The organism is Streptomyces sp. S.PNR 29 (genome assembly GCF_030386795.1).
Classification (GTDB): Bacteria; Actinomycetota; Actinomycetes; order Streptomycetales; family Streptomycetaceae; genus Streptomyces.
Genome location: NZ_JANUQM010000012.1, coordinates 144,649 through 171,638, shown reverse-complemented (window position 1 = coordinate 171,638; position 26,990 = coordinate 144,649). Strand labels below are relative to the sequence as shown.

The 26,990-nt window shown below is 71.0% G+C and carries 29 protein-coding genes; 12 read left to right on the top strand and 17 right to left on the bottom strand.

Annotated elements, in window-relative coordinates:
- Positions 1 to 18 precede the first annotated feature (18 nt).
- The 3 genes from NW895_RS29490 to NW895_RS29480 all read right to left on the bottom strand — a co-directional run bounded on the left by NW895_RS29490 (position 19) and on the right by NW895_RS29480 (position 3,333).
- Positions 19 to 897 carry a universal stress protein gene (locus NW895_RS29490; protein WP_289939370.1) on the bottom strand — a complete coding sequence of 293 codons (879 nt, stop codon included), beginning with the start codon at positions 895 to 897 and terminating at the stop codon, positions 19 to 21.
- 62 nt (positions 898 to 959) lie between these two features.
- Entirely contained in the window at positions 960 to 2,471 is a 1,512-nt protein-coding gene (locus tag NW895_RS29485) for a bifunctional aminoglycoside phosphotransferase/ATP-binding protein (protein ID WP_289939368.1), read from the bottom strand.
- Entirely contained in the window at positions 2,464 to 3,333 is an 870-nt protein-coding gene (locus NW895_RS29480) for a universal stress protein (RefSeq protein ID WP_289939367.1), read from the bottom strand. The genes NW895_RS29485 and NW895_RS29480 overlap by 8 nt, the downstream gene beginning before the upstream one ends.
- 435 nt (positions 3,334 to 3,768) lie before the next feature.
- Between NW895_RS29480 and NW895_RS29475 the strand changes: the two genes are divergently transcribed.
- The 6 genes from NW895_RS29475 to NW895_RS29450 all read left to right on the top strand — a co-directional run bounded on the left by NW895_RS29475 (position 3,769) and on the right by NW895_RS29450 (position 9,131).
- On the top strand, positions 3,769 to 4,248 hold the full coding sequence (locus NW895_RS29475) for a hypothetical protein (protein ID WP_354670119.1): 480 nt from the start codon (positions 3,769 to 3,771) through the stop codon (positions 4,246 to 4,248).
- Positions 4,249 to 4,284: 36 nt separating this feature from the next.
- Positions 4,285 to 5,676 carry a nicotinate phosphoribosyltransferase gene (locus NW895_RS29470; protein ID WP_289939365.1) on the top strand — a complete coding sequence of 464 codons (1,392 nt, stop codon included), beginning with the start codon at positions 4,285 to 4,287 and terminating at the stop codon, positions 5,674 to 5,676.
- Positions 5,677 to 5,687: 11 nt separating this feature from the next.
- Positions 5,688 to 5,975 (top strand): DUF1876 domain-containing protein, encoded by a 288-nt coding sequence (locus NW895_RS29465; RefSeq protein WP_289939364.1) that lies wholly within the window; start codon positions 5,688 to 5,690, stop codon positions 5,973 to 5,975.
- A gap of 129 nt (positions 5,976 to 6,104) precedes the next feature.
- Positions 6,105 to 7,028 carry a pyridoxamine 5'-phosphate oxidase family protein gene (locus tag NW895_RS29460; RefSeq protein ID WP_289939362.1) on the top strand — a complete coding sequence of 308 codons (924 nt, stop codon included), beginning with the start codon at positions 6,105 to 6,107 and terminating at the stop codon, positions 7,026 to 7,028.
- Positions 7,029 to 7,253: 225 nt separating this feature from the next.
- A complete protein-coding gene (locus NW895_RS29455) occupies positions 7,254 to 8,129 on the top strand; it encodes a universal stress protein (protein ID WP_289939361.1) in 876 nt (291 codons plus the stop codon).
- A gap of 123 nt (positions 8,130 to 8,252) precedes the next feature.
- Entirely contained in the window at positions 8,253 to 9,131 is an 879-nt protein-coding gene (locus tag NW895_RS29450; RefSeq protein WP_289939360.1) for a potassium channel family protein, read from the top strand.
- A gap of 41 nt (positions 9,132 to 9,172) precedes the next feature.
- Here NW895_RS29450 and NW895_RS29445 read toward each other — a convergent pair whose 3' ends face one another.
- The 4 genes from NW895_RS29445 to NW895_RS29430 form a co-directional block, all read right to left on the bottom strand.
- Entirely contained in the window at positions 9,173 to 9,502 is a 330-nt protein-coding gene (locus NW895_RS29445) for a TfoX/Sxy family protein (protein ID WP_289939359.1), read from the bottom strand.
- A gap of 7 nt (positions 9,503 to 9,509) precedes the next feature.
- Positions 9,510 to 9,959 carry an SRPBCC family protein gene (locus NW895_RS29440; RefSeq protein WP_289939357.1) on the bottom strand — a complete coding sequence of 150 codons (450 nt, stop codon included), beginning with the start codon at positions 9,957 to 9,959 and terminating at the stop codon, positions 9,510 to 9,512.
- 30 nt (positions 9,960 to 9,989) lie between these two features.
- Positions 9,990 to 11,321 carry a hypothetical protein gene (locus NW895_RS29435; protein WP_289939550.1) on the bottom strand — a complete coding sequence of 444 codons (1,332 nt, stop codon included), beginning with the start codon at positions 11,319 to 11,321 and terminating at the stop codon, positions 9,990 to 9,992.
- Between the two features lie 237 nt (positions 11,322 to 11,558).
- The gene (locus NW895_RS29430) at positions 11,559 to 12,560 is read right to left on the bottom strand and encodes an NAD-dependent epimerase/dehydratase family protein (RefSeq protein WP_289939356.1); all 1,002 of its coding nucleotides are present in this window, start codon (positions 12,558 to 12,560) and stop codon (positions 11,559 to 11,561) included.
- Positions 12,561 to 12,691: 131 nt separating this feature from the next.
- On the opposite strand from NW895_RS29430, the gene NW895_RS29425 reads away from it, so the two are divergent.
- Together NW895_RS29425 and NW895_RS29420 are read left to right on the top strand one after the other, a co-directional pair.
- Complete coding sequence (locus NW895_RS29425; RefSeq protein WP_289939355.1) at positions 12,692 to 13,435, top strand: flavodoxin family protein; 744 nt, start codon at positions 12,692 to 12,694, stop codon at positions 13,433 to 13,435.
- Positions 13,436 to 13,602: 167 nt separating this feature from the next.
- The gene (locus NW895_RS29420) at positions 13,603 to 14,724 is read left to right on the top strand and encodes a sulfite oxidase (RefSeq protein ID WP_289939354.1); all 1,122 of its coding nucleotides are present in this window, start codon (positions 13,603 to 13,605) and stop codon (positions 14,722 to 14,724) included.
- A gap of 42 nt (positions 14,725 to 14,766) precedes the next feature.
- On the opposite strand, the gene NW895_RS29415 is transcribed toward NW895_RS29420, so the two are convergent.
- The 3 genes from NW895_RS29415 to NW895_RS29405 all read right to left on the bottom strand — a co-directional run bounded on the left by NW895_RS29415 (position 14,767) and on the right by NW895_RS29405 (position 16,378).
- Complete coding sequence (locus NW895_RS29415; protein ID WP_289939353.1) at positions 14,767 to 15,186, bottom strand: ATP-binding protein; 420 nt, start codon at positions 15,184 to 15,186, stop codon at positions 14,767 to 14,769.
- Between the two features lie 155 nt (positions 15,187 to 15,341).
- Positions 15,342 to 16,046 carry a cation transporter gene (locus NW895_RS29410; protein WP_289939352.1) on the bottom strand — a complete coding sequence of 235 codons (705 nt, stop codon included), beginning with the start codon at positions 16,044 to 16,046 and terminating at the stop codon, positions 15,342 to 15,344.
- A complete protein-coding gene (locus NW895_RS29405) occupies positions 16,046 to 16,378 on the bottom strand; it encodes a metalloregulator ArsR/SmtB family transcription factor (RefSeq protein WP_289939548.1) in 333 nt (110 codons plus the stop codon). The genes NW895_RS29410 and NW895_RS29405 overlap by 1 nt, the downstream gene beginning before the upstream one ends.
- Before the next feature lie 84 nt (positions 16,379 to 16,462).
- Here NW895_RS29405 and ctaD point away from each other — a divergent pair, with 84 nt between their 5' ends.
- Complete coding sequence (gene ctaD, locus NW895_RS29400) at positions 16,463 to 18,127, top strand: cytochrome c oxidase subunit I (RefSeq protein ID WP_289939350.1); 1,665 nt, start codon at positions 16,463 to 16,465, stop codon at positions 18,125 to 18,127.
- Positions 18,127 to 18,561, top strand: coding sequence for a cytochrome c oxidase subunit 4 (locus tag NW895_RS29395; RefSeq protein ID WP_289939348.1), 435 nt, complete (start codon positions 18,127 to 18,129; stop codon positions 18,559 to 18,561). Before ctaD ends, NW895_RS29395 begins: the two co-directional genes overlap by 1 nt.
- Here NW895_RS29395 and NW895_RS29390 read toward each other — a convergent pair.
- From NW895_RS29390 to NW895_RS29375, 4 genes are all read right to left on the bottom strand, one after another.
- Positions 18,513 to 20,021 (bottom strand): cytochrome b N-terminal domain-containing protein, encoded by a 1,509-nt coding sequence (locus tag NW895_RS29390; RefSeq protein ID WP_289939346.1) that lies wholly within the window; start codon positions 20,019 to 20,021, stop codon positions 18,513 to 18,515. The two genes, NW895_RS29395 and NW895_RS29390, sit on opposite strands and share 49 nt — an antisense overlap.
- Positions 20,022 to 20,058: 37 nt before the next feature.
- The gene (locus NW895_RS29385) at positions 20,059 to 20,409 is read right to left on the bottom strand and encodes a hypothetical protein (RefSeq protein WP_289939344.1); all 351 of its coding nucleotides are present in this window, start codon (positions 20,407 to 20,409) and stop codon (positions 20,059 to 20,061) included.
- A gap of 69 nt (positions 20,410 to 20,478) precedes the next feature.
- Positions 20,479 to 20,844 carry a DUF6479 family protein gene (locus tag NW895_RS29380; protein WP_289939343.1) on the bottom strand — a complete coding sequence of 122 codons (366 nt, stop codon included), beginning with the start codon at positions 20,842 to 20,844 and terminating at the stop codon, positions 20,479 to 20,481.
- 37 nt (positions 20,845 to 20,881) lie between these two features.
- Positions 20,882 to 21,286 carry a ChaB family protein gene (locus NW895_RS29375; protein WP_289939342.1) on the bottom strand — a complete coding sequence of 135 codons (405 nt, stop codon included), beginning with the start codon at positions 21,284 to 21,286 and terminating at the stop codon, positions 20,882 to 20,884.
- A 122-nt stretch (positions 21,287 to 21,408) separates the two neighbouring features.
- On the opposite strand from NW895_RS29375, the gene NW895_RS29370 reads away from it, so the two are divergent.
- A complete protein-coding gene (locus NW895_RS29370) occupies positions 21,409 to 21,783 on the top strand; it encodes a ferredoxin (RefSeq protein ID WP_289939339.1) in 375 nt (124 codons plus the stop codon).
- Between the two features lie 221 nt (positions 21,784 to 22,004).
- Entirely contained in the window at positions 22,005 to 23,183 is a 1,179-nt protein-coding gene (locus NW895_RS29365; RefSeq protein ID WP_289939337.1) for an acyl-CoA dehydrogenase family protein, read from the top strand.
- A gap of 19 nt (positions 23,184 to 23,202) precedes the next feature.
- On the opposite strand, the gene NW895_RS29360 is transcribed toward NW895_RS29365, so the two are convergent.
- The 3 genes from NW895_RS29360 to NW895_RS29350 form a co-directional block, all read right to left on the bottom strand.
- Positions 23,203 to 24,480, bottom strand: a complete 1,278-nt coding sequence (locus NW895_RS29360) for an FAD-binding oxidoreductase (protein WP_289939547.1) — start codon at positions 24,478 to 24,480, stop codon at positions 23,203 to 23,205.
- Complete coding sequence (locus NW895_RS29355; RefSeq protein ID WP_289939336.1) at positions 24,474 to 25,157, bottom strand: haloacid dehalogenase type II; 684 nt, start codon at positions 25,155 to 25,157, stop codon at positions 24,474 to 24,476. The genes NW895_RS29360 and NW895_RS29355 overlap by 7 nt, the downstream gene beginning before the upstream one ends.
- 595 nt (positions 25,158 to 25,752) lie before the next feature.
- Positions 25,753 to 26,970, bottom strand: a complete 1,218-nt coding sequence (locus NW895_RS29350) for a helix-turn-helix domain-containing protein (protein WP_289939335.1) — start codon at positions 26,968 to 26,970, stop codon at positions 25,753 to 25,755.
- Between the last annotated feature and the right edge of the window lie 20 nt (positions 26,971 to 26,990).

Genomic DNA, 26,990 nt, shown 5'->3' with positions numbered 1-26,990 from the left:
GGCGCCAGGTGCGCACCGTCACTCCTCGCCGCGGACCACGGCGACAGGGCAGTGCGCGTGGTGGAGCAGGGCCTGGCTGACCGAGCCGAGCAGCAGGCCCGTGAAGCCGCCGCGGCCGCGAGCACCGGCCACCACCAGCTGTGCGTCGCGGCTGGCCTCGATCAGGGCCGGGCGGATCCGGGAGCGGACCAGGCGCCGTTCCACGGCGACCCGGGGATGGCGCTCCTGCCACGGAGACAGCGTCTCGTCCAGCAGCCGCTGTCTCACCCCGCGGAGCCGCTCGACGTCCACCACCACGCTCAGAGGATCACCCGGACCCTCGTACGCCCCCTCGCTCCAGGTGTTCCACACATGCAGTGCCACCAGCTCCACGCCACGCAGCGACGCCTCGGCGAAGGCGAACCCGACGGCCGACTCGCCGGCCGGTGAGCCGTCGACGGCGAGCAGCACGGGACCGCTCCGGTCGAGCCGACCGCGCACCACCAGGACGGGGCAGCGGCCGTGGGCGACCAGGTGCACGGCGGTGGAACCGAGCAGCAGGCTGCCGAACGCGCCCAGTCCACGGCTGCCGACCACGACGAGTGAGGCGGTACGCGACTCGATCTCCAGCACCGTCAGAGGATCACCGACGGTGACATCGCGTGTGATCTCCAGGCGCGGGGCGGCGCCGCGCGCCCGCTCCTCGGCCTTCACCAGCGTGCCGTCCACCAGCTCGCGCACACCCGCCACCGCCGGATGCCACGGTGGGCCGCCTGGTGGTACGTGCATCGACGGCCACCCGAAGGCGTGCACCAGCCGCAGCCCCGCGCCGCGCAGGGCGGCCTCGTGCGCCCCGACCTCCACCGCCGCCAGGCTCGACGGCGAGCCATCCACTCCCACAACGACCGGGTTCACCATGACACACCTCCTTCGCTGACAGTGACATGGTGGCCGGACGGGGGGCCGACGCGCCCGCTCGTCTAGTCCGGCTCCCTGTAGGGGCGGCGGAAGACCGGGGCCTGTCCGGTGCCCCATGGGCGTACGGCTGCCAGTGCCCGGGCCACCGCGGACTCCAGCGGGCCGCTGGTGTCGACCGCAACCGACTCGGGCCACGGCGGTTCCCTGGCCGCCATGGCGGCGGCGACGGCGGGGCCGGCGTCGGACGGTCCCGGGGCGCGCGTGCTCAGGCGGGCCGCTGACACCTCGCTCGGCGCGTGGCAGTGCAGGGCCACCAGGTCGGAGCTGGTGCCATCGGCCACGCGCAGTGCCGCCTCACGGTGGGCCGCGTCGGACCAGGTGGCGTCCAGGACGACGGACTCGCCCGAGGACAGCAGGGCGGCTGCGCGGTCGAGCAGGGTGGCGTAGGTCCTGGCGGTCCACTCGGGTGTGTAGAGGCCCTCGCCGTAGTCGGCCGCGGCGGACTGCTCCGCGGGGATGCCCGCCAGCTCCTTGCGGATGCGGTCGCTGCTGAGCAACGTGACGCCCAGCCGGTCGGCCAGCGCACCGGAGAGGGTGGACTTCCCGCTGCCCGGCAGTCCTCCGACGAGCGTCAGTGAGACGGAGGAGGTACGCAGGTGACGCAGTGCGGTCGAGACCAGCCGCCGTGCCGCCGCCTCCGCGCCGTGCGCGCCTTGGCGCGCCTGGATGAGGGAGACCTTGGCGCGGACGAACGCGCGGTAGGCGATGTAGTGGTGCCACAGGGAAGGCGGTGCGGGGTCGCCGGAGTACTCGCTGTACTGCGCGAGGAAGTACGCGGCGGACTCCGGAGCACCCAGCTGTTCCAGGTCCATGGCGAGGAAGGCGGCGTCGTCCAGGCCGTCGACGTAGCGGAGATGGTCGTCGAACTCCAGGCAGTCCAGGACGCGGGGGCCGTCGTCGAGGCAGAAGATGTCCTGGGCGAGCAGGTCGCCGTGGCCGTCGACCACCCGCCCCTGCTCGATGCGGGAGTGGAACAACCGCTCGCGGCCGGCGAGGTAGCGCCGCACCAGGTTCTCGGCCTCCGCCACCCCGTCGGGCACCGAGCCGGTCTCGGCCAACGCGTGGACCTGCGCGAATCCGGCCTCCCAACGCGAGAACAGCGCGTCCCTCGTGCCTTGCTCGTCCACGTCCCGGCCGCGGGGCGCCTCGGCGTGCCACGCGGCGAGATGCCGGGCGACGGTCCGCAGGACGTCGTCGACGTCAGCCCCTGATCGCACCAGGTGGGAGAGGCGGCGGTCCGCCGGCATGCGGCGCATCACCACAAGTGGTTCGGGCTCCTGCGTGTCGGGGCTGCGGATCTCGCCCAGGCCCAGGTAGACGTCGGCGGCGAAGCGGCGGTTGAGCGTCACCTCGCGCTCGCACGCGGTCCGGCGACCCGTCACCGTCGTGTAGTCCAGGAACCCGAGATCCACCGGCTTTTTGAGTTTGTAGGCGCGGTCGCCTGCGAAGAACACGATCGCGGTGTGCGTCTCGCTCACCTCGGCGCGCGGAAGCGGCTCGTCGTGCTCAGTCATGGGGAACGATGGCGACCGGGCAGCGCGCGTGGTGGATGGCGGCGTGGGCGACGGGATCCAGGCGGGTCCCCAGGGCGTGACGATGCTGGCGGCGGCCGACGACCAGCAGCCTGGCACCTTCGGCGGCCCGTACGACGGCCTTGGCGGGGCTTTCGAGACGGAAGCTGTCGGCTACGTCCACCTGCGGGTACTTCTCGTGCCAGGGGCGCAGCGCCTTGCTCAGCTGCTCCCGCGCGTCCCGTGTCATCTCTTCGGTGACGTGGTGGTCCACACCCCAGGGAACATGTGCGTGCAGTGGCACGCTTCGGCCATGGACGGCCAGGACAGGCAGGTCCCGGGCCGCAGCGGTGTGGAAGGCGAAGTCGAGGAGCTCGTCCGGGGAGCCGTGCAGTTTCATGGCCACGACCACACGCCTCACGCGTGCCGGGGCCGGCTCTTCCTCCGGGATTCCGGCGCGCACCAGAACGACCGGCCGCTCGGCCCGTGCCACGACGGGCATGCTGACGTCGCCCAGGAAGTAGCTCTCGACGGGCTCCAGCCCACGCGAACCGAGCACCAGCATCTCCGATTCCGACGCGGCGTGGAGCAAGGCGTTCCGGGCGTCGTCGGCGACCAGGTTCCCGACGATGGACAGGCCCGGGTGACGTGCTTGGAGCTCCGCCTGCGCGGTGTGCACCAGACGCTTCGCCCAGTAGTTCTGATCGACCGCCGCGGGGACGCGGGCCGGTTCCGGTGCCAGCAGCGGCCACGCGTGCAGCAGGCGCAGGGTGAGCTTGCGTTTCTCGGCCTCGTCGGCGGCCCAGCGGGCGGCGGCAAGACTCGCGGGTGAGCCGTCGAGGCCAACGGTGACGACTGGTTGCATGGCGGCGGCCTCCGTCTCGTAAGAAGCTGGAAGTGACGGTGAACGAGACCGGTGAACCGGACGGTCCGGACGTCGCCGACACGAACGAGGTTCGTCGCCTCCTTCGAGGAGTACCTCATTCTTCTCCGCCGCGCATGTGGACCTGCGGAGGAGAGAGGAGACAGGGGCTGGGCAGCGGCCCGGCCGTTCCGTTCGCGTTCCGTGCGGCCCCGGCCGCAGGGACTTTCGGCCCTATGACCAAAGCCCGCCGCCGTTCGATGGTGGGACCGAGTGGGGGAACAGACCAGCGGACCTGCTGGAGGCCGACGCATGAGTGCACAGAGTTCACCCCACGCACCCGGCCCGCCCCCGCAGCGCAAGTATCACAAGCCCAAAGGGGCGAACCCTCTGAGGCGTACGTCCGACAGAGTGGAATTCTGGTTCGATCGCTTCCTGATGCTCTTTCTCGTCCTCGGACTGCCCGTGGCCGCGCTCAGCGCCGGGCAGACGGCCTACCAGTCGTCGATGCGCACCGTGCACGCCCAGTCGGCACAGCGGCAGGAGGTCACCGCCCGGCTGACGTCGAACGTCAAGGGTGGCTTCCAGGAAGCGAGACAACGGGCGCAGGTCCGCTGGACCGACGGCAACGGCACCGTGCGGACCGCGACCGCGCTTGTGAAGGCGGGGACGTCCAAGGGCGCCACCGTGCGCGTGTGGGTGGACCGGAACGGAACCGTCACCAGCCCACCGATGAGCGCGCTCACCGCGAGGACCAACGGCTGGTTCGTGGGCGGTACGGCGGCGATCGGTTTGGCCGCCGGGTGCTACGCGGCGCGGGCAGGCATGCGCCATGCGCTGGACCGGAGAAGGTACGCGCAGTGGGACGCCGAGTGGGATCAGGTGGAGCCCCTGTGGTCCGGGCGCTTCCGCCGGTGACGGGCAGAGACTGGACGGAAGCCGAGGAGGCCGCCGATGTCCGACGCGACCACCACCGATCTGTACGAAGTGACGATGGTCCTGTCCTGCCTGCGGGAGGGAATGACCGGCCCCGCGACATTCAGCCTCTTCGTTCGCGACCTGCCTCCTGAGCGGGGTTTCCTGGTCGCCGCGGGGCTGGAGTCGGCCCTGGACTACCTGTCCCGTCTCCGTGTCGGCCCCGAGGACGTCGACGCCTTCGCTTCCGCGCTGCACCGGCCGCCGAGGGATCTTCAGCCTCTGCTCGGTCTGGAGTTCACCGGTGACGTGCGGGCGGTGCCGGAGGGGCGGATCGTGCTGGCGGGGGAGCCCCTGCTGGAGGTGACCGCGCCCCTTCCCCAGGCACAGTTGGCCGAGACGTACCTGCTCAACCAGCTCAACCACCAGACCGCGATCGCGTCGAAGGCCGCGCGCTGCGTGCTCGCGGCGGCCGGGCATCCGGTCGTGGACTTCTCCCTGCGCCGCACGCACGGCCCGCAGGCCGGTTTCCAGGCCGCCCGCCTCGGCGCGATGGTCGGATTCGCCGGAACCAGCAACGTGGCCGCGGCCACCGCCCTGGGCATCCCTGCTGTCGGGACCATGGCCCACTCCTATGTGGAGGCGTTCCCCACGGAGGAAGACGCCTTCCGCGCCTTCGCACGTGCTCACCCGGGACCGGTGACGCTGCTGGTGGACACCTACGACACCGAGGAGGGCGTCCGCGTCGCTGCGCGTGTCCTGCGGGACCTGGACCGCGGGCCAGGGTCGGCCGTACGGCTCGACAGCGGCGACCTCGGACACCTGGCGGCCCGGGCACGGTCCCTCCTCGACGAGGCGGGCCTGCCGGACGTACGGATCACCGCCAGCGGTGGTCTCGACGAATACGCCGTGGACGACCTGGTCCGCTCCGGAGCGCCGATCGACACCTACGCCGTCGGCACCCGCGTCGGGGTCTCGGCCGACGCACCGTACCTGGACTCCGCGTACAAGATGGTGGAGTACGACGGACGGCCGGTGATGAAGCTCTCGTCGGCGAAAGTGACGGCCCCCGGCCCCAAACAGGTCTTTCGCCGCACCTGCTACACCGACGTCATCCGTCTCGCCGACGAGCGGCCACCCGACGACGGCAAACCGATGCTGGAGACGGTGATGCGGGGCGGGCGGCGGACCAGCAGCGGGCCCACGCTCGACGAGTGCCGGGCGAGATTCGCCGCGGACCTGAGCGCACTGCCGCCGGCGGCCCGTCGGATCCGGGACCCGGTCGCGCCCCGGGCGACCGCCTCCGAGCATCTCGGCGCACTCGCCGCTCGCGTCCGGCGTCGCATCGAGGAACGGACATCGACCGCCGACGCACAGCCCATGGGCCCGGAGCGAACAGCACCCGGAACGCATCGGCCCGTACCGGGGTGAGGAGGAAAGCGATGCCACACACCGTGCAATGGAAGATGCGTCTGCACCTCTTCGAGGACGACGAGGGAACGACGAAGGCGCACGTGGTCCTGGACACCGGCGCCACGGCATTCACCGGCCACGGGGCCGCGCACTGCCATCCGGCGGACACCAACGTGCCGGAGATCGGCGACGAACTGGCGGCGGGCAGGGCCATGAACGACCTCGCCCGGCAACTGCTGGACGCGGCCGAACACGACATCGAGGCAGTGGGCGCGGCCCGCCCGAAGACCCGACAGGTCGCCGGATGGCCCATGTGACCGACCACGGCGCAGCGACCCACGCGTGGGGCGGCTTCCGGCCGCCTGGCGCGGCCTCTCGCCCCATGCGGCGCCCCGCGGCGCCTGGCACGTTGGATACAGCAGCATTCTGAGGAGAGGGCGGCGATCATGCGAGCTCACCTCGGCGACCAACTCGTCATCGAAAGCCCGGCGACCGGTATCGGCAGGCGCGACGGCGAGATCGTCGGACTCCACCACGAGGACGGAACACCTCCCTACGACGTGCGCTGGTCGGACACGGACGAAGTGACGCTCGTCTTCCCCGGGCCCGACGCACACATCCGCCATGTCGGGCACGGACGGCCCGGAACGGCCGAAGAGTCCGCGCAGCCGGAGGCGGGTGAGGCGGTGGCCAGGCCCGCAGCGGCCCCGTCGGCCGCGACCCCCAACCCCGGCGACATCGGCCGGCGCGTGGCCGTCGAACGCAACCGGCAGCGGCTCAGCCGCGGGGAGACAGCCCGCCGCGCCCGCATGTCGCCCGAATACCTCGGCTACTTGGAGGAACGGCCCGCCGACCCGAGCGTGGCGACTCTCATCAGGCTGGCCGACGCGCTGGGCACCACCGTCACCGCTCTGCGCGGCGGAGGCATCGACCTCCCACCCGGCCAGGGCATGGCGCTGCTGCATCCGCAGCTGCGGGACCTCAGCCCGGAGGAATGCCGCACCCTGCTCTCCACGCACGGCGTGGGGCGCATCGCGGTGTCGACGTCCGACGGCCACCCGGCGGTCGTCCCCGTCAACTACGAGGTCGTCGACGACACGATCGTCTTCCGGACCGCGCCCGACTCCGTTCCCGCGGAGGCCGTGGGAACGGAGGTCGCCTTCGAGGTCGACCATGTGGACGAGGCGCTGAGTCAGGGCTGGAGCGTGCTCGCCGTCGGTCCCGCGAGCGTGGTCACGGAGCCCGACGCCGTGCGCAGGCTCGCCCGGGGCGCCCACACCACACCATGGGCGGGCGGTCAACGCGAGATGTGGGTGTCGATCCGGCCCACGAGCCTCACGGGCCGTCGCATCATCCCCGCCGACAGGTAAGGGCGTGACTGTCCTGGCCCGTCCGCTGAGCGTGACGACCCCGTCGTGCACTTGAGCAGGTCGGCGCGGCTGACGATGCCCTGCAGCCGGCCCTGGAGACCACCCCGACAACCCGCCCGTCGCCCTCCACGACCGGCACGGCACTGATGTCGCGGCGATGCGCGGACGGTGCGACGGTATTCAGAGGGGGTTCTCGGCAGCCGGACGAAAGAGGCGGTGGCGGCGATGGAACTCCCGCTGGTCGTGGGCGTCGACGGATCGGACTCCAGTCTGCGGGCCGTCGACTGGGCGGTGGACGAGGCGGCCCGGCACGGGATGCCGCTGCGGCTGCTCCAGGCCTCCCTGTGGGAACGCTACGAGGGGGCCCGGCCGTCCTTCGGCACCGGCCGTCCCGCCGAGGAAGTCATGGCGCAGCACATCATCTCCTCCTGCCTGGAACGCGCCCGGCTCCGCAATCCCGAGGTGAAGGCGTCGGGCGAGGTGCTGCCCGACGATGCCGTGTCCGTGCTGCTGCACGCAGGGCACGAGGCGTTCGCCGTGGTGACAGGGGCCCGCGGACGGGGTGAGATCGCCGGGCTGCTGCTGGGGTCGGTCAGCCTGGCAGTGGCCGGTCGCGCGGTCTGCCCGGTCATCGTGGTCCGTGGCGCGGAGCCGAACCTGGAGGGATCCTTCGGCCGGATCGTGGTGGGAGTCGGCGATTCGGCGGAAGGCACGGGCGCCGTACGGTTCGCCGTCCGTGAGGCCGACAGGCGCGGTCACGCCCTGACCGCCGTACGGGCCTGGCGCAGCCCGGCCCACGAGCACCTGGAGGACCAGCCTCTGGTCGCGGTCGCCGCCGACGTGCAGGAGGAGCGGGCCTCGGACCGCCTCACCGAGGCGCTCCGTGAGGCCGAACGGGAGCGGCCCGGCGTGGAGGTGCACCGCCTGCCGGTCGAAGGCCCCGCCCACCGCGTTCTGCTGCAGGCATCGTCCGACGCCGACCTGATCGTCGTCGGCGCTGTACGCCGGCACGGTCACCTCGGTCTGCAACTGGGCAGAGTCGCCCACACCCTGCTGCACCACTCCAAGTGCCCGGTCGCCGTCATCCCTCAGCCGGCCTGAGGCTCCGTCACCTTGGGACGTGGCTCCGAAAACGGGGGTCCGCGTCCGGGGCCGGGTCTGTGGGAGACACGCATGAAGTGGTTGGTCGCATGAAGTGGTTGGTCGCATGAAGTGGTTGGCCGTATGAAGTGGTTGGTGTCGCTCGTCGGTGCCGGGCTCGTCATGATCACCCTGCGGGACCTGTTCCACACCCTCTGGCACCCCACCCGCCACGGCGGCCTGAGCCGCCTGGTCATGACGGCGTTCTGGCGGCTGGCCCGGCGCTTCCGTGCCCGCAGGCGCGTGGTCGGGCTCGTCGGGCCGCTCTCCATGGTCACGGTCGTGGGCATGTGGGCCGTCATCGTCATCCTCGGCTGGGCGATCGTCTACTGGCCCCACATGCCCGGGGCGTTCACCTTCTCACCGGGTTCCAAGGCGGCTCAGGAGCCGGCGCTGCTCGACTCCGTGTACCTCTCGCTGGTCACCGTGGCCACCCTGGGCCTGGGGGACATCGCACCCGGCGAGGGCTGGCTCCGCCTGGTCTCGCCACTCGAAGCCCTCGTCGGCTTCATCCTGCTGACGGCCACCGTGTCCTGGGTGCTGGAGATCTACCCGGCACTGACGCGAAGGAGGGTCCTGGCCATCCGCCTGGCGCTGCTGCGTGACGCGGACCCGACGACGCCACAGATCGACTGCACGGCCGGGGCGGTGCTGCTGGACAGCCTGGCGACGGAAATCGCGCGCGTCCGCATCGACTTCACCCAGTACGCCGAGGCGTACTACTTCCACGACGGGGAGGACCACTCGTCGCTGGCGGCCATGGTCGGCTACGCCGGTGCCCTCACCGAGCGGGCTCAGGCAGCGCGCCGGCCAGAGGTGCGACTGGCCGGCGATCTGCTCACCGGTGCGCTGAAAGACCTTGCCGCCATCCTTGACCAGCGCTTCCTCCACACCGGAGGCACGCCTGCCGATGTCTTCGCCGCCTACGCCGCCGACCACGGTCGAGGCCGTGCGCAGCCCTGAAGCAGCGGGACCAGCGGGCCGTGTGCCTCGTGGGCGGTGTCTCACCTGGGCGGCAGGCTCGCGGCGAAGGCGCGCCCCTCGTCGAGCCATGCGCCGAGTGTGTCGTCCTCCGCGACCGCGGCGCCCTCGACCACGACCCAGCCGCGCATCGGGCGGCCGGTCATGTCGAAGACGCGCGTCCCCGGCCGGGCGAGCGCCGCGTCGGTCGCGTCCGGGCCCACCCTGACCATGAGGTCGTCGCCGGTGACGCCGACGGCCATGTTGCCCTGGTAGAAGAAGGCCACCCCGCCGAACATGCGCTTCTCGCCGACTTCGGGATCCCCAGCCCAGCGCTCGCGGATCCGCTGCGCGAGTCCTTCGTCGTACGCCATGGTCGTCTCACCCCTGCGCCATGAGTCTCGCTTCGAGGTCGCGCAGGTCCTTCGCGAGATCGGCGCGGACCCGCCGGGCCAGCAGCGGTGCCGCCAGCCGGTAGAACCCTCCCTCGCCGCCCCGCACACGGATGCGGGCGTGCGTGCCGCGCGGGTGGCTTTCGAAGGTGTACGTGACGTGCATGGGCATCGGGCCCGCCACGGAAACCATGTCCAGCAGCCGTGGCGGGTCGTACGCGGCGACCCGCAGGACGTAGTCGATGCGCCGGCCCAGGAAGTACGCCGTACGGGTGACCTGGGCTCCGGTTCCGAAGCCGCCCCCGTCCGCCTCCGCGGTGAGTTCCGCCGTGCGGATGCCCTGGGTCCAGTCGGCGTCGTGACGCCAGTCCATCGCGTACGCGGCCACGCGTTCGGGCGGCAGGGGGATGACCCGCTCGGCCGTCACGTCGATCGTCATGGGATCGAGCTTGCGCCTCCTCGGGAGCGGTCACCAACCGGTGAGCAGCAGATGGTTGAGGAGGAGGGCCAGTACCGCCTGGGCGGTGAGCCAGGCGCGGGGGCGGCTGAGGAACGCGCACGCCGGGAGCAGCCATATCGCGAAGGGCAGCCAGATGCGTTCCGTCTCCGCCTTGCTCATGCCCGACAGGTCGGCTGCCAGCAGGGCGAGGAGGGCGGCGGCCACGAGAAACGCGAGCCGGACGTCCCCTCGCGGCTCGGTTCGCCGCCGGATCAGCACCGCCCCGGTCCGCCGCAGACCCGCCACCGTCGCCAGGCCCGCGATGAGCACCGTGCAGGCCAGGTTGGCCCACACCCAGTAGCCGTAGGGACGGATGCCGCCCGCGCCCTGCTGGTAGCGCGTGACCAGCAGCTGGTACGCCTCCCACCAGTTGAACCCGGCGAGTGTGAAGGCCGCCGGCACCACGGCCAGCCCGGCGAGCAGCGGCACCAGCAGGGCCGGACGCTCCCGGACCCCCGGCCGGCCGAGCGCCAGTACCGTCGCCCCGATCAGGGCGACCAGCGTGAGGCCGTACGACAGATAGCAGGTCAGGCCGAACAGCAGCCCGGACGCTCCCGCCCACCACAGGGACCGTCCGGTCACCGCCAGTGCCAGCAGTGCCACCGCCCACGCCGCGACCGCCGCGAAGTACGCGTCGGCCGAGGTGCCCATCCACACGGCGGCCGGTGCCAGGGCGAGGAAGGGCGCCGCACGGCGCGCGAGAACCTCGTCGGCCAGGGCGCGGATCGTGACCAGCACGGCCACGCAGGCCGTCGCTCCCACGGTGATGCACCACACCCCGGCCCAGCCTCCGCCCCGCAGCCCGATCCGGTCGAGCAGGACGAAGGTGAGCGTGGCGGCGGGCGGGTGGCCGGCGATGTGGGCGGGCCAGTTGTCGGGGGAGTGGAGAAGGATGTGCTGGGTGAAGTCCCGTAGTGCCGCCGGGATGTCGTGGAAGCGGTCGATGACCTGGAGGTACTCGTAGCGGGTGGTGAGCCGGACGGCGATGCCCCGGCGCCAGCCGTCGATCAGGGCGAGGGAGTAGATCCACGCCATGGCCGTGCCCCAGGTCAGGGGGAGCAGGGCCCGCCACGGGAGGCGGGCCGCGAGTGCGGGGCCGTACGCCACGGTGGCGGTCGCCACCAGCACGGCCGCCGGAGTGCCGGGTCCCAGATGAGGCTGCCAGGACGCCAGCAGCGGCGGCCAGCCGACGAACAGCGTGTGGCTGGTCCCCTGGATGTGGCGGCCGGCCAGTACGGCCGCCGTGACGAGCAGTACGGCGGCACCGGCGGCGTACAGGTCATGGCGCAGGCGGCGCGACACGCCGGAGTGCGCGGTATCGGGCCGGGCGGAGGGCAGAGTGCGGATCACACCGGAACGCTAGGCCGGACGGACGGTCCCGGACCGCCCTCCGGGCCAGACGTCAGACTTTCGTCATGTGTTCGACGCGCGCTCCCGCATCCACGCCGGCGCCCTGCCCCTCACCCCCGCCCGGATGTCCCCGTAGGACCTGCGGCAACCGTTGTCTGCACGCGGGCAGTACCACCAGCCCCTCGGGGGTTACGCCTCCCGCATCCCGGCCCGAGCGAACTCCGCCATGCCCTCTTCGAACCCGACCTCCGGCTTCCACCCCAACTCGGCTCGCAGGCGCGACGAGTCCGCGGTGATGTGCCGTACGTCCCCGAGCCGGTACTCGCCGGTGACGACCGGCTCGGGTCCGCCGTACGCGGCGGCCAGCGCCCGCGCCATCTCGCCGACGGTGTGCGGGTCACCGCTGCCGGTGTTGTAGGCCCTGAGCACACCCGGGGCGGCCTCCGCCTCCAGCGCCAGCGTGCACGCCGCCGCCACGTCCCGGACGTCCACGAAGTCCCTGCGCTGACGTCCGTCCTCGAACACACGCGGTGCTTCGCCCCGGGCGAGCGCCGAGCGGAAGAAGGAGGCGACACCGGCGTACGGCGTGTCGCGGGGCATTCCGGGGCCGTACACATTGTGGTAGCGCAGTGACACGGCCGATCCGCCGGTGCAGCGGGCCCAGGCGGCGGCCAGGTGCTCCTGGGCGAGCTTGGTCGTCGCGTACACGTTCCGGGGATCGGCCGGGGCGTCCTCGCCGACCAGGCCGGGGGAGAGCTCGTCCCCGCACACCGGGCAGGCGGGCTCGAACCGGCCTGCGTCGAGGTCGGCGACGGCCCGCGGCCCGGGCCGTACGACCCCGTGCCGCGGGCACTCGTACCGTCCCTCCCCGTAGACGACCATCGAGCCGGCCAGCACCAGGTGACCGACACCCGCCTCCGCCATGGCGGAGAGCAGCACAGCCGTACCCAGGTCGTTGTGCGAGACGTACTCGGCCGCGTCGGCGACCCCGTCGCCGAGCCCGACCATCGCGGCCTGGTGGCACACGGCGTCCACACCGGACAGGGCACGGCCGACGGCCGCCGGGTCCCGCACGTCGGCGCCGGGGTCCTCCCGCACGTCGAACACGAGCGGCTCGTGCCCCCGCTCTCGGAGAGCGGTGACGACATGGGACCCGATGAACCCGGCACCGCCGGTGACCAGTACGCGCATGCGGCCACGCTAGGCCCGCGCCGCCGCCACACCACGGGACCGCGCCTGTATGTCATGACTCCGTAAGGGGTACGGCATGCGGGGGCGCGTCGGACCGGGACAAAGCGGACATCGCGCGAGACGCTGCCCCCATGACGACCTCACCCCGCGTCGATGCCTCCACCGACGCCGCGTACCGCTTCGACGACCTGGCCGCCCTCTATGTCAACTGCACCCTCAAACCGTCCCCGCAGCTCAGCCACTCCCAGGGGCTGATCGACAGAAGCCGGGCCATCATGGACGCCGTCGGCGTGACCACCGAGGTGATCCGCGCCGTGGACCACGACATCGCACCCGGCGTCTACCCGGACATGACCGAGCACGGCTTCGCCACCGACGCCTGGCCGGGGCTGTACGAGAAGGTGATGGCGGCGGACATCCTGGTCCTGGCCGGCCCGATCTGGCTGGGCGACAACAGCTCCATCACCAAGCAGGTCATCGAGCGCCTCTACGCCTGCTCCTCGCTGCTCAACTCCCAGGGCCAGTACGCCTACTACGGCCGCGTCGGCGGCTGTCTGATCACCGGCAACGAGGACGGAGTGAAGCACTGCGCGATGAACGTCCTCTACAGCCTCCAGCACCTCGGCTACACGATCCCGCCCCAGGCGGACGCAGGCTGGATCGGCGCGGCCGGCCCCGGTCCGTCGTACCTCGACCCGGGGTCGGGCGGCCCGGAGAACGACTTCACCAACCGCAACACCTCCTTCATGACCTGGAATCTGATGCACCTCGCCGCCCTGCTGAAGCGCACCGGAGGCATCCCCGCCTACGGCAACCAGCGCTCCCAGTGGGACGCCGGCTGCCGCCCCGGCGCGGACAACCCCGAGCACCGGTGACGTCGGCGAGCCACGTGGTGCGCTGGAGGGGCTCGGCACCAGCGACGGACCCGGTCTGCGCGGGTGCCACCGCTTCGACGTCTCCTTCCGCGCCGCGCAACTCGCCCGTGCTTGACGAAGGCGCGGCTGCCGAGGCGCGACCGGAGAGGGCGGACGATAATCAGGGCATGGGACGTCGCATCGCCGACGTGAGCACTCCCGCCCGGCTGGCCGCACCGGGCGAGGGCCTGGGGCAGGACGAGCTGGCCTTGGCGGCCCGGAACCACGGCCTGCCGCTGGAGGCCATGCGCTACGACATCACCCCGCCCGGCCTCCACTACGTTCTGACGCACTACGACATCCCCTATGTGCCCGACGCCGCCGCCTGGCGGCTGTCGGTGAGTGGTCGTGTACGGCGTACGCTCAGCCTTTCGCCGGCCCGGCTCCGCACCTACCCCGCGAGCACCACGCGCGTGACCCTGGAGTGCGCGGGCAATGGCAGGGCCCTGCTGATGCCGAGGCCGGTGAGTCAGCCGTGGCTGGTGGAAGCCGTCGGCACGGCGGAATGGACGGGAGTGCCGCTGCGTGTGCTCCTCCATGAGGCCGGGGTGGAGCCCGGCGCGGTCGACGTCGTGTTCACCGGGGCGGACCACGGCGTGGAGCGCGGTGTCGAGCAGGACTACCAGCGGAGCCTTCCGATCGAGGTCGCCACCGGCGGCGATCCCGAGGTGCTGGTGGCCTACGCGATGAACGGTGAACCGCTGCCGCCCCAGCACGGCAGCCCGCTCCGCCTCGTGGTGCCCGGTTGGTACGGCATGGCCCAGGTGAAGTGGTTGCGCGACATCACGGTCCTCGACATCCCCTTCACCGGTTTCCAGCAATCCGTCGCCTACCGGATCAGGAAAGGGCCCGGGGAAGTGGGAGAACCGGTCACCCTCATCGCTCCCCGCGCGCTCCTGATCCCTCCGGGCTTTCCGGACTTCATGTCCCGCACCCGAGTGGTCGCGCCCGGCGCGGTCACGCTGGAGGGACGAGCATGGTCGGGACGCGCCCCGGTGACGGCGGTAGAGGTGAGCACGGACGACGGAGTGACGTGGCATCCGGCCGAGCTCGAACCGGACCACGGCCACCGATGGGCCTGGCGCCGGTGGTCCTGCGGGTGGTCGGCCCACCCCGGCGACTACGTCCTCGGCGCCCGTGCCCACGACGAAGCGGGGAACACCCAACCAGTCGAACAGCCCTGGAACCGAGGCGGGTTCGCCAACAACCTCGTCCAGCGAGTGCCGGTGTTCTGCTCCGGGACCGTATGACCGACCGGCCGTCCCGGACCAGCCGACTTCCCCGCTGCTCGATCACATCAACCGGTGGCCGGACGCGTCCTCATCGGGGCCGTCGGCCAGCGTCACGGCGGCTGTGACGCGCTTGCCCACCGGCTCACGGTGGACGGCGAAGCTCTCGCAGACCGCCATCACGATCTCGAGTCCGTGCTGCCCGATGCGGCTCGGATCGGGCGCCATGACCGCCGGCGGCGTGGGATCGCTGTCCCACACGCTCACCCGGACGGCTCTGTCCTCGGCCTCCAGAGTCAGCAGGCACGGGCCGGGCGCGTGCTTGTGGGCATTGGTCACCAGTTCGCTCACCACCAGTTGCACCATGCCCGTCACGGGACCGGACACCGGCAGCCCATGCACGGCCCGCACATCCGACAGAAAGAAACAGGCCAGGTCACGGGCCGCGGCGATCTCTTCACTGGCCTCGAACGTGGCGGACACCGATACAAGGGCACCGTCCAGCGACTGCCGGCCTTCACCGTCCCCAGTCAGGACCACAGTCCGCCTCACTTTCGAAGCGCTTGGTTACCAAGCCCGCTTACCCGCAAAAACGCCGTCACAGGCATGGGCAACAGACGCAATCGGAACGTGGCGGCTCAGGAGCAGCAGGCGCATCCCGGGCGGCAGCCACAGAGGTCGGTCCCCGCGGACGTCGGCGCCGCGGCGGAGGCGGCCGGAGAGCAGCAGCCCTTGCCCTGCCAGGCGTCGCGGCCTTCCCTGACGGTGATGGCGGCGATGACGAGGGCGGTGACCGGGTCGGCCCAGGACCAGCCGAGCAGCAGGTTGGCCAGCAGGCCGACCAGGAGCACGGCGGAGGTGCACAGCAGGGTCTGCTTGGAGTCGGCGACTGCCGTGGTGGAGCCGAGTTCCCGGCCGGCCCTGCGCTGGGCGGCCGAGAGGAACGGCATGACCGCCAGGGAGAGCGCGGCCAGCACGATGCCCGGGACCGAGTGGTCGGCTTCGCCGGTGCCGGTCAGCGCGCGGACCGAGTCGATGGCTACATAGAGCGCGAGGGCGAAGAAGGAGACGGCGATGATCCGCAGGGTGCGCTTCTCACGGGCCTCGCGCAGGGCGTGATCGCGGGCGGAGAACTGCCAGGCGACCGCCGCGGCGGAGGAGACCTCGATGACGGAGTCGAGGCCGAAGCCGATCAGGGCGGTGGAGGAGGCGAGGGCGCCGGCCGTGACCGCGACGATGGCCTCGATGACGTTGTAGGTGATCGTCGCGGTGACCAGCAGGCGTATGCGCCGGGTCAGCGCGTCGCGGCGGGCCGGGGCGGGGCCGAGGGAAATCGCGGTCATCAGCAGCAGTCCTTCTCATCGGCGTTCGGGCAGGTGCGGTCGGCCGCGACGGCCACGACCGCGCAGCGCAGGTCGTCGAGGGCGTGGCCGAGGCGCTCGTCGGCGAGTTCGTAACGGGTGCGGCGGCCGTCGGCAACGGTGACGACGAGGCCGCAGTCGCGCAGGCACGCCAGGTGGTTCGAGAGCCGGCTGCGGGAGATGCCCAGTGCGTCGGCGAGGTCGGCGGGGTAGGCCGGGGCCTTGCGCAGTTCGAGCAGGATGCGGCAGCGGATCGGGTCGGCCAGGGCCCGTCCGAAACGGGCGAGCACGTCGATGTCGGCAGAGAGAGACAGCGGATCGACCGTGGGGCTGACGATCACGCCGCGCGGAACGGGTACCCGCGACTGGTCCGACCAGCCCCGGGTACCCGGCCGCGCATGGCGGTGGACAGCAGGAGGCCGACGCTGCCGCGTCAGACGCCGGCGCGGTCGCGGACGGGCAGGACACTGGGGCGTGCGGTGGTGCGGTGGGCGACGACCACCGACCACAAGGTGATCGGCAATCTGTATATGACGACCGCCTTCTCCTTCTTCCTGTTCGGCGGTGTCCTCGCCCTGCTGATGCGGGCCGAACTCGCCCGGCCCGGGCTGCAGTTGTTCAGCGAGCACCCGTACAACCAGCTGTTCACCATCCACGGCACCATCATGATGCTGCTGTTCGCGACACCGCTGTTCGCCGGGTTCGCCAACGCGGTGATGCCGCTGCAGATCGGCGCTCCGGACGTCGCGTTCCCACGACTCAACGCGCTGTCGTACTGGCTCTACCTGTTCGGCGGCCTGATGGTGGTGTCCGGGTTCCTGGTGCCCGGGGGAGCGGCCGGCTTCGGCTGGTTCGCCTACGCGCCGCTCAACAGCGCGGTGCGCAGCCCCGGTTCGGGCGGTGACCTGTGGGTCATGGGGCTGGTGGTGACCGGCGTGTCCACCACGCTCGGCGCGGTCAACTTCATCACCACCATCCTGTGCCTGCGCGCTCCCGGAATGACCATGTTCCGGATGCCGATCTTCAGCTGGAACGTGCTGTTCACGTCCATCCTGGTGCTGCCCGCCTTCCCCGTGCTCACCGCCGCCCTTCTCGCCCTGGAGGCGGACCGCAAGTTCGGCGCGCACATCTACGACGCCGCGAACGGCGGCGCGCTGCTGTGGCAGCACCTGTTCTGGTTCTTCGGCCATCCCGAGGTGTACATCGTCGCGCTGCCGTTCTTCGGCATCGTCTCCGAGATCATCCCGGTGTTCAGCCGCAAACCGGTCTTCGGCTACGCCAGCCTGGTCGGCGCCACCATCGCCATCACCATGCTGTCCGCCGTGGTGTGGGCCCACCATATGTTCGCCACCGGCGCGGTGCTGCTGCCGTTCTTCTCCCTGATGTCCTTCCTCATCGCGGTGCCGACGGGCGTGAAGTTCTTCAACTGGATCGGCACCATGTGGCACGGCTCCCTGTCGTTCGAGACGCCCATGCTGTGGTCGTGCGGTTTCCTGGTGACGTTCCTGCTCGGCGGCATGAGCGGCGTGATCATCGCCTCCCCGCCGCTGGACTTCCACCTCACCGACTCGTACTTCATCGTCGCCCACCTGCACTACGTGCTGTTCGGCACGGTCGTGTTCGCGATGTTCGCCGGCTTCTACTTCTGGTGGCCGAAGTTCACCGGGAAGATGCTCGACGAACGCCTCGGGAAGATCCACTTCTGGACGCTCTTCATCGGCTTCCAGACCACGTTCCTCGTCCAGCACTGGCTCGGCGAGGCAGGCATGCCGCGCCGCTACGCCGACTACCTGGCCGCGGACGGCTTCACCCTCCTCAACACCATCAGCTCGATCGGCGCGTTCCTGCTGGGTCTGTCCACGCTGCCCTTCCTCTACAACGTCTGGCGCACCACCCACTACGGACGGCGCGTGGACTCCGACGACCCCTGGGGCTACGGCCGTTCCCTGGAGTGGGCCACCCCCTGCCCACCCCCGCGCCACAACTTCCACGCGCTGCCCAGGATCCGCTCCGAGTCCCCGGCGTTCGACCTGCACCATCCGGACCTGCGCAAGGAGGGCTGATGCGGACCGAGTCCCGCCTGTTCGCCGGCGTCGCCTTCTTCTTCGCCGTGACCGCGCTCGGCTACGGCTGGCGCTCCGAAGAGCCCGCCGGCACCGCCGTGCTCGCCGTCGCCTGCCTGATGGCCGCGCTCGTCGGGTTCTTCCTGCAGATGCAGCACCGCAGGCGCGGGCTCAGGCCCCAGGACCGGACCGACGCCGAAGTGGTGGACAGCGCGGGCCCGCTGGACTTCTTCCCGCCGCGCAGCACCTGGCCGATCACCATCGCGCTGGGCTCCGTCCTTCTCGCGCTCGGTGTCGTCTACGGCCTGTGGCTGGCGCTGCTCGGCCTAGGAGTCCTCGCGCACGGTGTGTTCGGCATGGTGTTCCAGTACGCGGGACGGGACGGTCAGGGCTCCGACTCGCCCTCCGACGACTCCCGCTCCCCGACGCGGTAGCCGTAGCTCTCCAGCGCGTACCGCCGCCCCTCGTCGAGCGGTGCGTGGCTCTCCTCGTAGCCACCCGCGATCGTCTGCCGCACCTCGCCGGTCTCCTCACCCTCGGTCAGCCGCTCCAGATCCGCCTCCTGCAGCGCGAGACAGACCCACTTGGTCACCAGGAATGCCAGCGGCGGCACTGTGACGAGGGTGATGCGGAACACCCAGGTCAGCGTGTTGAGAGAGACCTTGAAGGAGTGCGCGATGATGTCGTTGCCGCCCGCGGCGAGCAGCACTCCGTAGAAGCAGATCGCGGCGACCCCCAGACCCGTGCGCACGGGGTTGTCCCGCGGCCGGTCGCACAGATGGTGTTCACGGTCGTCGCCGGTCACCCACCGCTCGAAGAACGGGTACGCGTACAGCACCGCGAACAGGGCGAGCGGCAGCACGACGGCGGGCAGCAGCACGTTCCACATCACCGTGTGCCCGGCGACCGCCGTCTCCCACGGCGGCACCAGCCTGAGCGCGCCCTCCAGGAAACCGACGTACCAGTCCGGTTGCGAACCCGTCGACACCATGTCCGGGCGGTAAGGACCGTACGCCCAGACCGGGTTGATCTGCGCGACGCCCGCGAGCAGCGTCAGCACACCGAAGACGATGAAGAACAGTCCGCCCGAACTCGCCGCGAACTGCGGGAACATGGGCCTGCCCACGGCGTTGCGGTTGGTGCGGCCCCGGCCCGCCCACTGGGTGTGCTTGAGATGAAAGACCAGGATCAGGTGCAGGGTGACGAGCGCCAGCAGCAGGCCGGGCAGCAGCAGGATGTGCAGCGAGTACAACCGCGGGACCAGGTCCTCGCCGGGGAACTCGCTGCCGAACGCGAACATGCCGACGTACGTCCCCACCACCGGGACGGACAGCATGATGCCCTGGGCGATGCGCAGGCCCGTCCCCGACAGCAGGTCGTCCGGCAGCGAGTAGCCGGCGAAGCCCTCGGCGAGGGCCAGCAGGAACAGCGTCACGCCGATCATCCAGTTGGCCTCGCGGGGCCGGCGGAACGCGCCCGTGAAGAAGATCCGCAGCAGATGCACGCCGATCGCCGACAGGAACACCAGCGCCGCCCAGTGGTGCAGCTGCCGGATCAGCAGTCCGCCGCGCACGTCGAAGCTGATGTCCAGCGTCGAGCGGTACGCCTCCGACATGCGCACCCCGTCGAGCGGCCGGTACGAGCCGTCGTACACGACCTCCGTCATCGACGGGTGGAAGAACAACGTCAGCCAGACCCCGGTCAGCAGCAGGACGACGAAGCTGTAGAGGGCGATCTCGCCCAGCAGGAACGACCAGTGCTCCGGGAACGCCTTGCGCAGCAGCAGGCCGCCGCCCTCGGTGACCGGAAGGCGTCCGTCCGCCCAGTCGGCGGTGCGCTCACCCACGTGACGGGCCCGCGCACCGGCGCGGGCCCTTCTCCTTCTCAGCAGCACGGCGACACGGGTGCCCTCGCACCCGTGCCGGAAACAGCTACGTGCGGTCTCCCTTCGGCTTGCCCCGCTGGTCGGGGGTGCCGTGCGGCGGCGGGCTGAAAGGCTGTGGTGAGGTCGCGGGTGACACCGGGGAGCCCCCGTGGCCCTCGGCCTGCTCGGGGCGCAGGGCCCCCGGGTCGCCGGACGTCGGCTGCGCGCCCGCCTGCAGTTGCTCCAGCCGGGAGGACAGCAGCTCGGTCACGGGCAGACGGTCGGCGTGCGACCGCTCGTACGCCAGCAGCTCCTCCACCTCCTCGACACCCAGCGACCGGATGCGGCTCTCCAAACTGCCGATCGGCAGGTGGTCGTAGTCGGGTAGCGGCAGGGTGTTGCGGGCAGGGTCGGCCATGGTTCTCACTTCCCTCGGTACGACGGCCTGTGCGGGCCTCGGTACGGCGGCCCGGAACGGGTGTGCCGGTCAGCGGCCGCCCGGTCCGCCGCTGCCGAAGGAGCCGCTGCTGCCCTCGTTCCAGCGCGGCCGCTCACGGTGCGGCGCGGACCGGCTCGGCACGTTGCCGTGGGCCGGCTGCTCGTGCGGCAGCACCCGGTGGTCGCTTCTCGGCACCTCGTCGGGCTCGCGGTTCTCGTGGGTCTCGCGAACGGGGCCTGACTCGGGCACCCGCGGCTGCGACGCGGGGTCCGGCGGGCCGGGTTCGCGGCGCCTGATGCGGCTGCCCAGGAAGAAGGCGCCGATCAGCAGGGCCACGACCACCACACCCGCCACGGCCAGCCCGACGCCCAGGGCGCCCCGGCCCGCGGCCATCTCCATCCATGCGGTACTCATGGCGCGCGAGTACCCCGGGCGTCGGCCACGAACCGGCTCACCTGGACCGGGCCGATCGAGTCTGCGAACGGTTCGCCTTGCGGATCGCCCCGAGCAGCTCCGGCTTCGACATCCGCGACCGGCCCTCTACACCGAGCCGCTTCGCGATGTCGTACAGGTGCTCCTTGGAGGCGTTCTCGTCGACGCCCTCGCCGGTGCGGTCGCGCTGCCGGCGAGGCCGGGCGGCCTGCGGGTCGGAGGGGCCCTTGCGGCCGCCCTCCTTGCGCTCCCAGTGGTCGCCGACCTTCTCGTACTTGTGCTTGAGCGCGCCGAACGCCACCCGGTGCGCCCGCTCACCCTCGCCGTACTGGTCCACGGCGGAGTCGTGCGCCTTGATCCAGGTGCGCTGGGCGTCCCTCGGGGACCGCTCCAGCGTGGACGGCAGCTCTTCTCGTCCGGGCACGTCACTCACCTCCGTAGTCGCGTCCGGAGGCTTGCCGGGTGCCCGGTGCCGGGCCTGGAAAAACGGCGCAAACCCCTGGGAACTCCGGGTTTGACGCGATCGGCTGCGGCAACCCGCGTGGTGTGACATCGACGACATCCCAACAGGAGCTCTTCCGGTTCCTGGAGGATCGCTTCGCGTGTGCGCAGGCGTGTACTGAGTGCGCGCGGGCGTGCGCACTGCGCGCGAGCCTCGTGGACCCGGACGGGACAGAGAACCAGGAACTCGTACGACGCAAGGGCATCATGTGCGCGGAGGTGTGCGACGCGACCTGCCGTGTGCTGTCCGAGCAGAACCAGGTGGACGAGGCGGCCATCCGGGTGCAGCTGGAGTGGTGCCGGACGGTGTGTCTGGAGAGCGCCCACGTCTTCGACAGCCAGCCCGGCGCGGAGGACAGCGCCGCTGCCTGCCGTGCCTGCGCCAGGGCATGCACGGATTTCCTCGCCACACTGAGCTGAGGCGGGGAGCGGTGCGGGCCGGGGCGGCTCCGCTGAGCCGGCCCTCGGCCTGACGTGCATGCGGTCGGACGCCCATTGAGCCGGGCCCTCGGAGAGCTGTTCCGAGGACCCGGCCGAAGTCTTCCGGGCGCCGCATTCGGTGCGGCACCGCCATTCCCAATTTCTGAAACACGTTCTACGGTGTGCGCCGTCAGGACCGGCCTGGGGAGCCTGGAGGCGCCGTGCATCTCGCCCACACGCCCGAGCAGCAGCGGCTGCGCAGCGAACTGCGCGCCTATTTCGCCGAGTTGGTGCCGGATCACGCCTACACCCGGCATGCCGACCCGGCCGCCCAGAAGCGGTTCTACCGCGAGACCGTCCGGCGGCTCGGCGCGGACGGCTGGCTCGGTGTGGGCTGGCCCAGGGAGTACGGCGGGCGCGGCCTGACGGCGATGGAGCAGTTCGTCTTCTTCGACGAGGCCGCCCAGGCCGGCGTCCCGCTGCCCCTGATGGCGCTGAACACCGTCGGCCCGACGATCATGCAGTTCGGCACCGACGAGCAGAAGGCGTACTTCCTGCCGAGGATCCTCTCCGGCGAGATCGACTTCGCCATCGGCTACAGCGAGCCCGACGCGGGCACCGACCTGGCGTCGCTGAAGACCCGGGCCGTCCGGGACGGCGACACGTACGTCGTCAACGGGCAGAAGATCTGGACGACCAACGGCGACACCGCGGACTGGGTCTGGCTGGCGGTCCGCACCGACCCCGACGCCCCGCCCCACAAGGGCATCACCATGCTGCTGGTGCCGACCACGGACCCCGGCTACTCGTGCACCGTCATCCGCACCCTCGCCGGGCACGACACCACGGCCAGCTACTACGAGAACGTCCGCGTCCCCGTCTCCCACCGGGTCGGCGCGGAGAATCAGGGCTGGCGGCTGATCACCAACCAGCTCAATCACGAGCGCGTCACCCTCGCCGCCCACGGCACGATGGCGATCCGCGCCCTGCACGACGTCCAGCGCTGGGCGGGGGAGACCAAGCTCGCCGACGGCCGCCGTGTCGTGGACCTGGCGTGGGTGCGTCGCCTCCTCGCCCGTACGCACACGCGACTGGAGGCGCTGAAACTCCTCAATTGGCAGATGGTCAGTGCCGTCCAGGACGGCACCCTCACCCCGCAGGACGCCTCAGCCGTCAAGGTGTACGGCTCGGAGGCACGCCGCGACGCCTACGCCTGGCTCATGGAGGTCGTCGCCGCGGGTGGCGCGCTCAAGGAGGGCTCGGCCGGCGCCGTCCTGCACGGGGAACTGGAACGCGGCTACCGCTCGGCGGTGATCTTCACCTTCGGCGGCGGCAACAACGAGATCCAGCGGGAGATCATCGCCTGGATCGGCCTGGGGATGCCACGGGTGCGGCGCTAGCGTGGATGTGGCGAGAGGGTCAGCGCAGCCGGTCCTTGGCCTTGTAGTACGCCCCGGCGAAGGGCAGGAACCAGGCGGTGCCGTTGTAGAACGGCACCGGAACCTTGGGGAAGCCGAAGCCGCGCATGGGGTTGGCCTCCGGGTGGCCGTCCATGACCTCGGCCATGGCGCGACCCATGTAGGTGGCCATCTGGACGCCGTGACCGCAGTAACCCATGGAGTAGTAGAGGCCGTTGACCTCGCCCGCGTGCGGAACGCGGTCGTAGGAGAAGCCGACCATGCCGCCCCATACGTAGTCGATCTTCACCCCGGCCATCTGCGGGAAGATCTCGGTCATCTCCCGCCTCAAAACGTCACCGCTCTTGATGTCCGAGGCGGGGTCTGAGGGGGCGAAGCGGGCCCGGCCGCCGAAGGCCAGGCGGTTGTCCGGGGTGATGCGAATGTAGTGGGCGATGTTCTTGGAGGACACGACCACGCGGTTGTTGGGGATGAGCTGCCGGGCCCGCTCCTCGCCCAGTGGCTCGGTGACGATGACGAAGCTGCCGACGTTGATCAGCCGCTTGCGGAACCAGGGCATGGCCTTGTCGGTGTAGGCGTCGGTGGCCGCCATGACCTGCGTGGCGCGGATGGTGCCGTGCAGGGTCTCGACGAGGAAACCGCCCTCGGGGAGGCGGTGCAGCGCGGTGGCGGCGTTGCGTTCGTGGATCTGAGCCCCGGCGCGTTCGGCGGCCTCGGCCAGGCCATGGACGTATTTGCCGACGTGAAGGTGCGCGCTGAGCGGGTCGAGCAGGGCTCCGTGGTAGTAGTCGGAGCCCAGCTCAGCACGCAGATCGCTCTTGCTCAGCAGCGTGGTGTCGTGGCCGAAGTTGTCGGCCAGGTCGCGCTGCTTGGCCCGCATGCTCTCGAAGTGCTGCGGCTTGAACGCGACGCCCAGACGCCCTACGCGGTGGAAGTCGCAGTCGATCTGCTCCTTGACCGTCAGCTCCTCCACCACGGTCACCGCCTCGCGGAAGGCGTCGTACAGTTCCCGGGCCCGCGGCTGCCCGTAGCGCTTGCGCGCCTCGGCGGGGCTGATGGTGATGCCCTGGGTGCACATGCTGCCGTTGCGCCCGGAGGCGCCGGAGCCGACCTTGTCCTTCTCCACGAGGACGACGTGGGCGCCCTTGAGTGCCGCGTGGTAGGCGGTGGACAGGCCGGTGAGGCCGCCACCGATGACCACCAGGTCCGCCTGCTCGGGCAGGGGCTTGCCGGTCCGGTCGGGGAAGGCAGGAGCTGTGTCTAGTCCCGGCTTCAGCAGCCGAGCAGGGCCGGCAGGCCGGACAGGTCGGGCAGCTCGTCGAAGGGCTGGTAGTCGGCGCTGCCGCGGGCGCCGATGGAGCCGTTGTGGCCGTAGCGGTTGATCCACACGCGGCGAGCGAGGCCGAGGTCGCGGGTGGGGATGAGGTCGTACTCCCAGCCCTGGGCGACGTGGATGACCTGGGCGGGGTCGATGTCCATGGTCTGGAAGGCGTACTCGAAGGTCTGCCGGGACGGCTTGTACGCCTTGGCCTGCTGGGCGGTGATGACATGGTCGAACTCGACGCCCATGTTGGCCAGGTTCTGGGCGATGAGGTCGTCGTCCGTGTTGGAGATGATGGCGATCTCGTACCGGGACTTCAGCGCCCGCAGGGCGGCCGGGACCTCGGGGTGGGGGCCGAAGGTGGGCACGGCCGCGACCAGGGCCTCGCCGTCGGACTGCCGGTACTCCAGGCCGTGCAGACGCATCGCTGTCTCCAGGCTGACGGGCAGCAGCTCGCGGAAGGGGCGGTATGCCTCCAGGACGGCGTGGAACCGCATGATGCGGAAGTCGTCGAGGAACTCGTCGACGTTCAGACGGTCCAGGTCCAGCCGGTCGGCCAGGACTTTCAGGGTGGTGGGGCCGAGCTGGAAGTCGACCAGGGTGCCGTAGGCATCGAAGGTGACGATCTGGCGCATGATATTAAACCCCTTTCCGGGCATATGGGATATTCCGCTTACCGGGAGTCACGATCTCGTCGAGTGCGGCCAGGTCGGCCGCATCGGAAGTTCAGGAGGCTGCCGAGGCGTTGGGGTGGCGACCTGTTGAGGGGGCCTGGGGGCTGAGGAGGTGCCCGAGGGGCCGCCGCTGGAGGACGAGCCCCCGGACACGACGGGGACGGCGAATGCTGATCAGGTAGTCGGCGGCAGCATCCTTGCTGCTCCGATGCGATGAGCCTCTGTCCGGCTTGAGGCGATGCGTCAGTGAAGCACTGCGGAGAATCCGGCGACAAGGGACGTGAGGCCGCGAGATCGACCGCGCATTTTGTGCCTGTGCACAATTTCCGTCAGGGGTCCCCTGCAGTTCCGCTCGAACAGCATGGTCTCTGAGAGGCACCGCGAGCGGCTCCGGACTGCGGCCCCTCGGCGCCGCTGCCCGGCGGCGTGACCGGGCTGTCGGCCGCCAAGGCTGCCGTCCTCATGAAGGGCATGTGGCCTCTGACCGCCACGCTTCGGCTCCAGCTCTCCCGGTCGCGGCCCGGCCGGTTGCCTCGCCCCGTCAGCGATCGGTGGATCAGGACATCGTCGCCCGGAAGCGGGCGCCCGCGTCCGTCTCCAGCCAAGCCAGGGCGAGGACCAGCCGGGCGGCGTCGTTCGGTCGGGACAGCTTCAGCCCGGTCGCCTCTTCCGCGGCCTGCAGGCGATTTCCCACCGTGTTCCGGTGCCGGTAGGTGCGTGCGGCCACCTCGGCGACCGAGCCCAGGTCGAAGTACCAGCGCAGGGTCTCGACGATGCTGTCGCTGTCGCGCAGCTCGAGCAGGGGGCGCAGCACGCCGGTGGCCATCGCACCGGTGAGCTCCTCCTGCGCCGACATGATCGCCCCGATCCAGTGGTCCTCCACGTGCCGCACTCCGGGCTGCGCGGAGCTGCGGATCGCGGCACGTGCGAACCGGATGCCCCGCGCCGTCAGCGCCAGGCCGGGGACTTCCGCGACGCCGCAGCGCCACGGGGCGAACGGCCGCAGCATGGCAAGCATGGCCTCTTCATCGCGCCGTCCGTGACCGATGATGCCGAGGAGCTCGTCACCCATCCATCCGAAGTGACGTACCAGGCCGCCCCGACGCAGCGCATCGTCGACCTGGGACACAGACGGGTCCCCGGTAGGAACGGATTCGACCACGACCACGGTCAGGGCGACGTTCTCGGAGAAGCCCAGCAACGTGGAGGCCTCGGCGACGGTGGAGGGATCCTGCTCCCCTTCCAGGACGAGGCGGCTGAAGGCGCGGTTGCGCACCTCCGTACGACGGCTCGCCAGGTCGCGCTCGGTGCGGCGGTAGGCGTCGACGACCTCGACGCTGTTGGCGTCCGTCGCCTCCCAGACGCGGATCAGCCCGTCGAGGAAGTCGGGATCGGCGCTGATGCCCCGTGCCCGCCCCTCTGCCAGCACGGCCTCCCACAGGGTCCTCAGGTCCAGCTGGAAGGAGTGCATCAGAGCGGTCAGGGGGAACGCCTGCTCCGCTCGCTCGCGTCCCACGTCCTCGGTGGCGCGCGAGACCGTCCGGGGCACGGGACCGCCGGCCAGCCGGGTCAGGGCGAGTTCGAGGGTTCGTCGCATCCCCTCCCGTTTCTGGACCGGGTCCCAGTCCGCCGACGCGTAGGCGGGCTCCTCGGCCTCCAGTTGTTCGAGAGCACGAGAGGTCAGTTCGTCGAGTCGTTCCTCGAGGAGCCGGCGCGCGATCGCCTGCACGGCGTCGTGGCGAGCCCCGCCCTGACGGCGCCCCGGGCCGCTCACGAGGACCGCCTCTCCCGGCG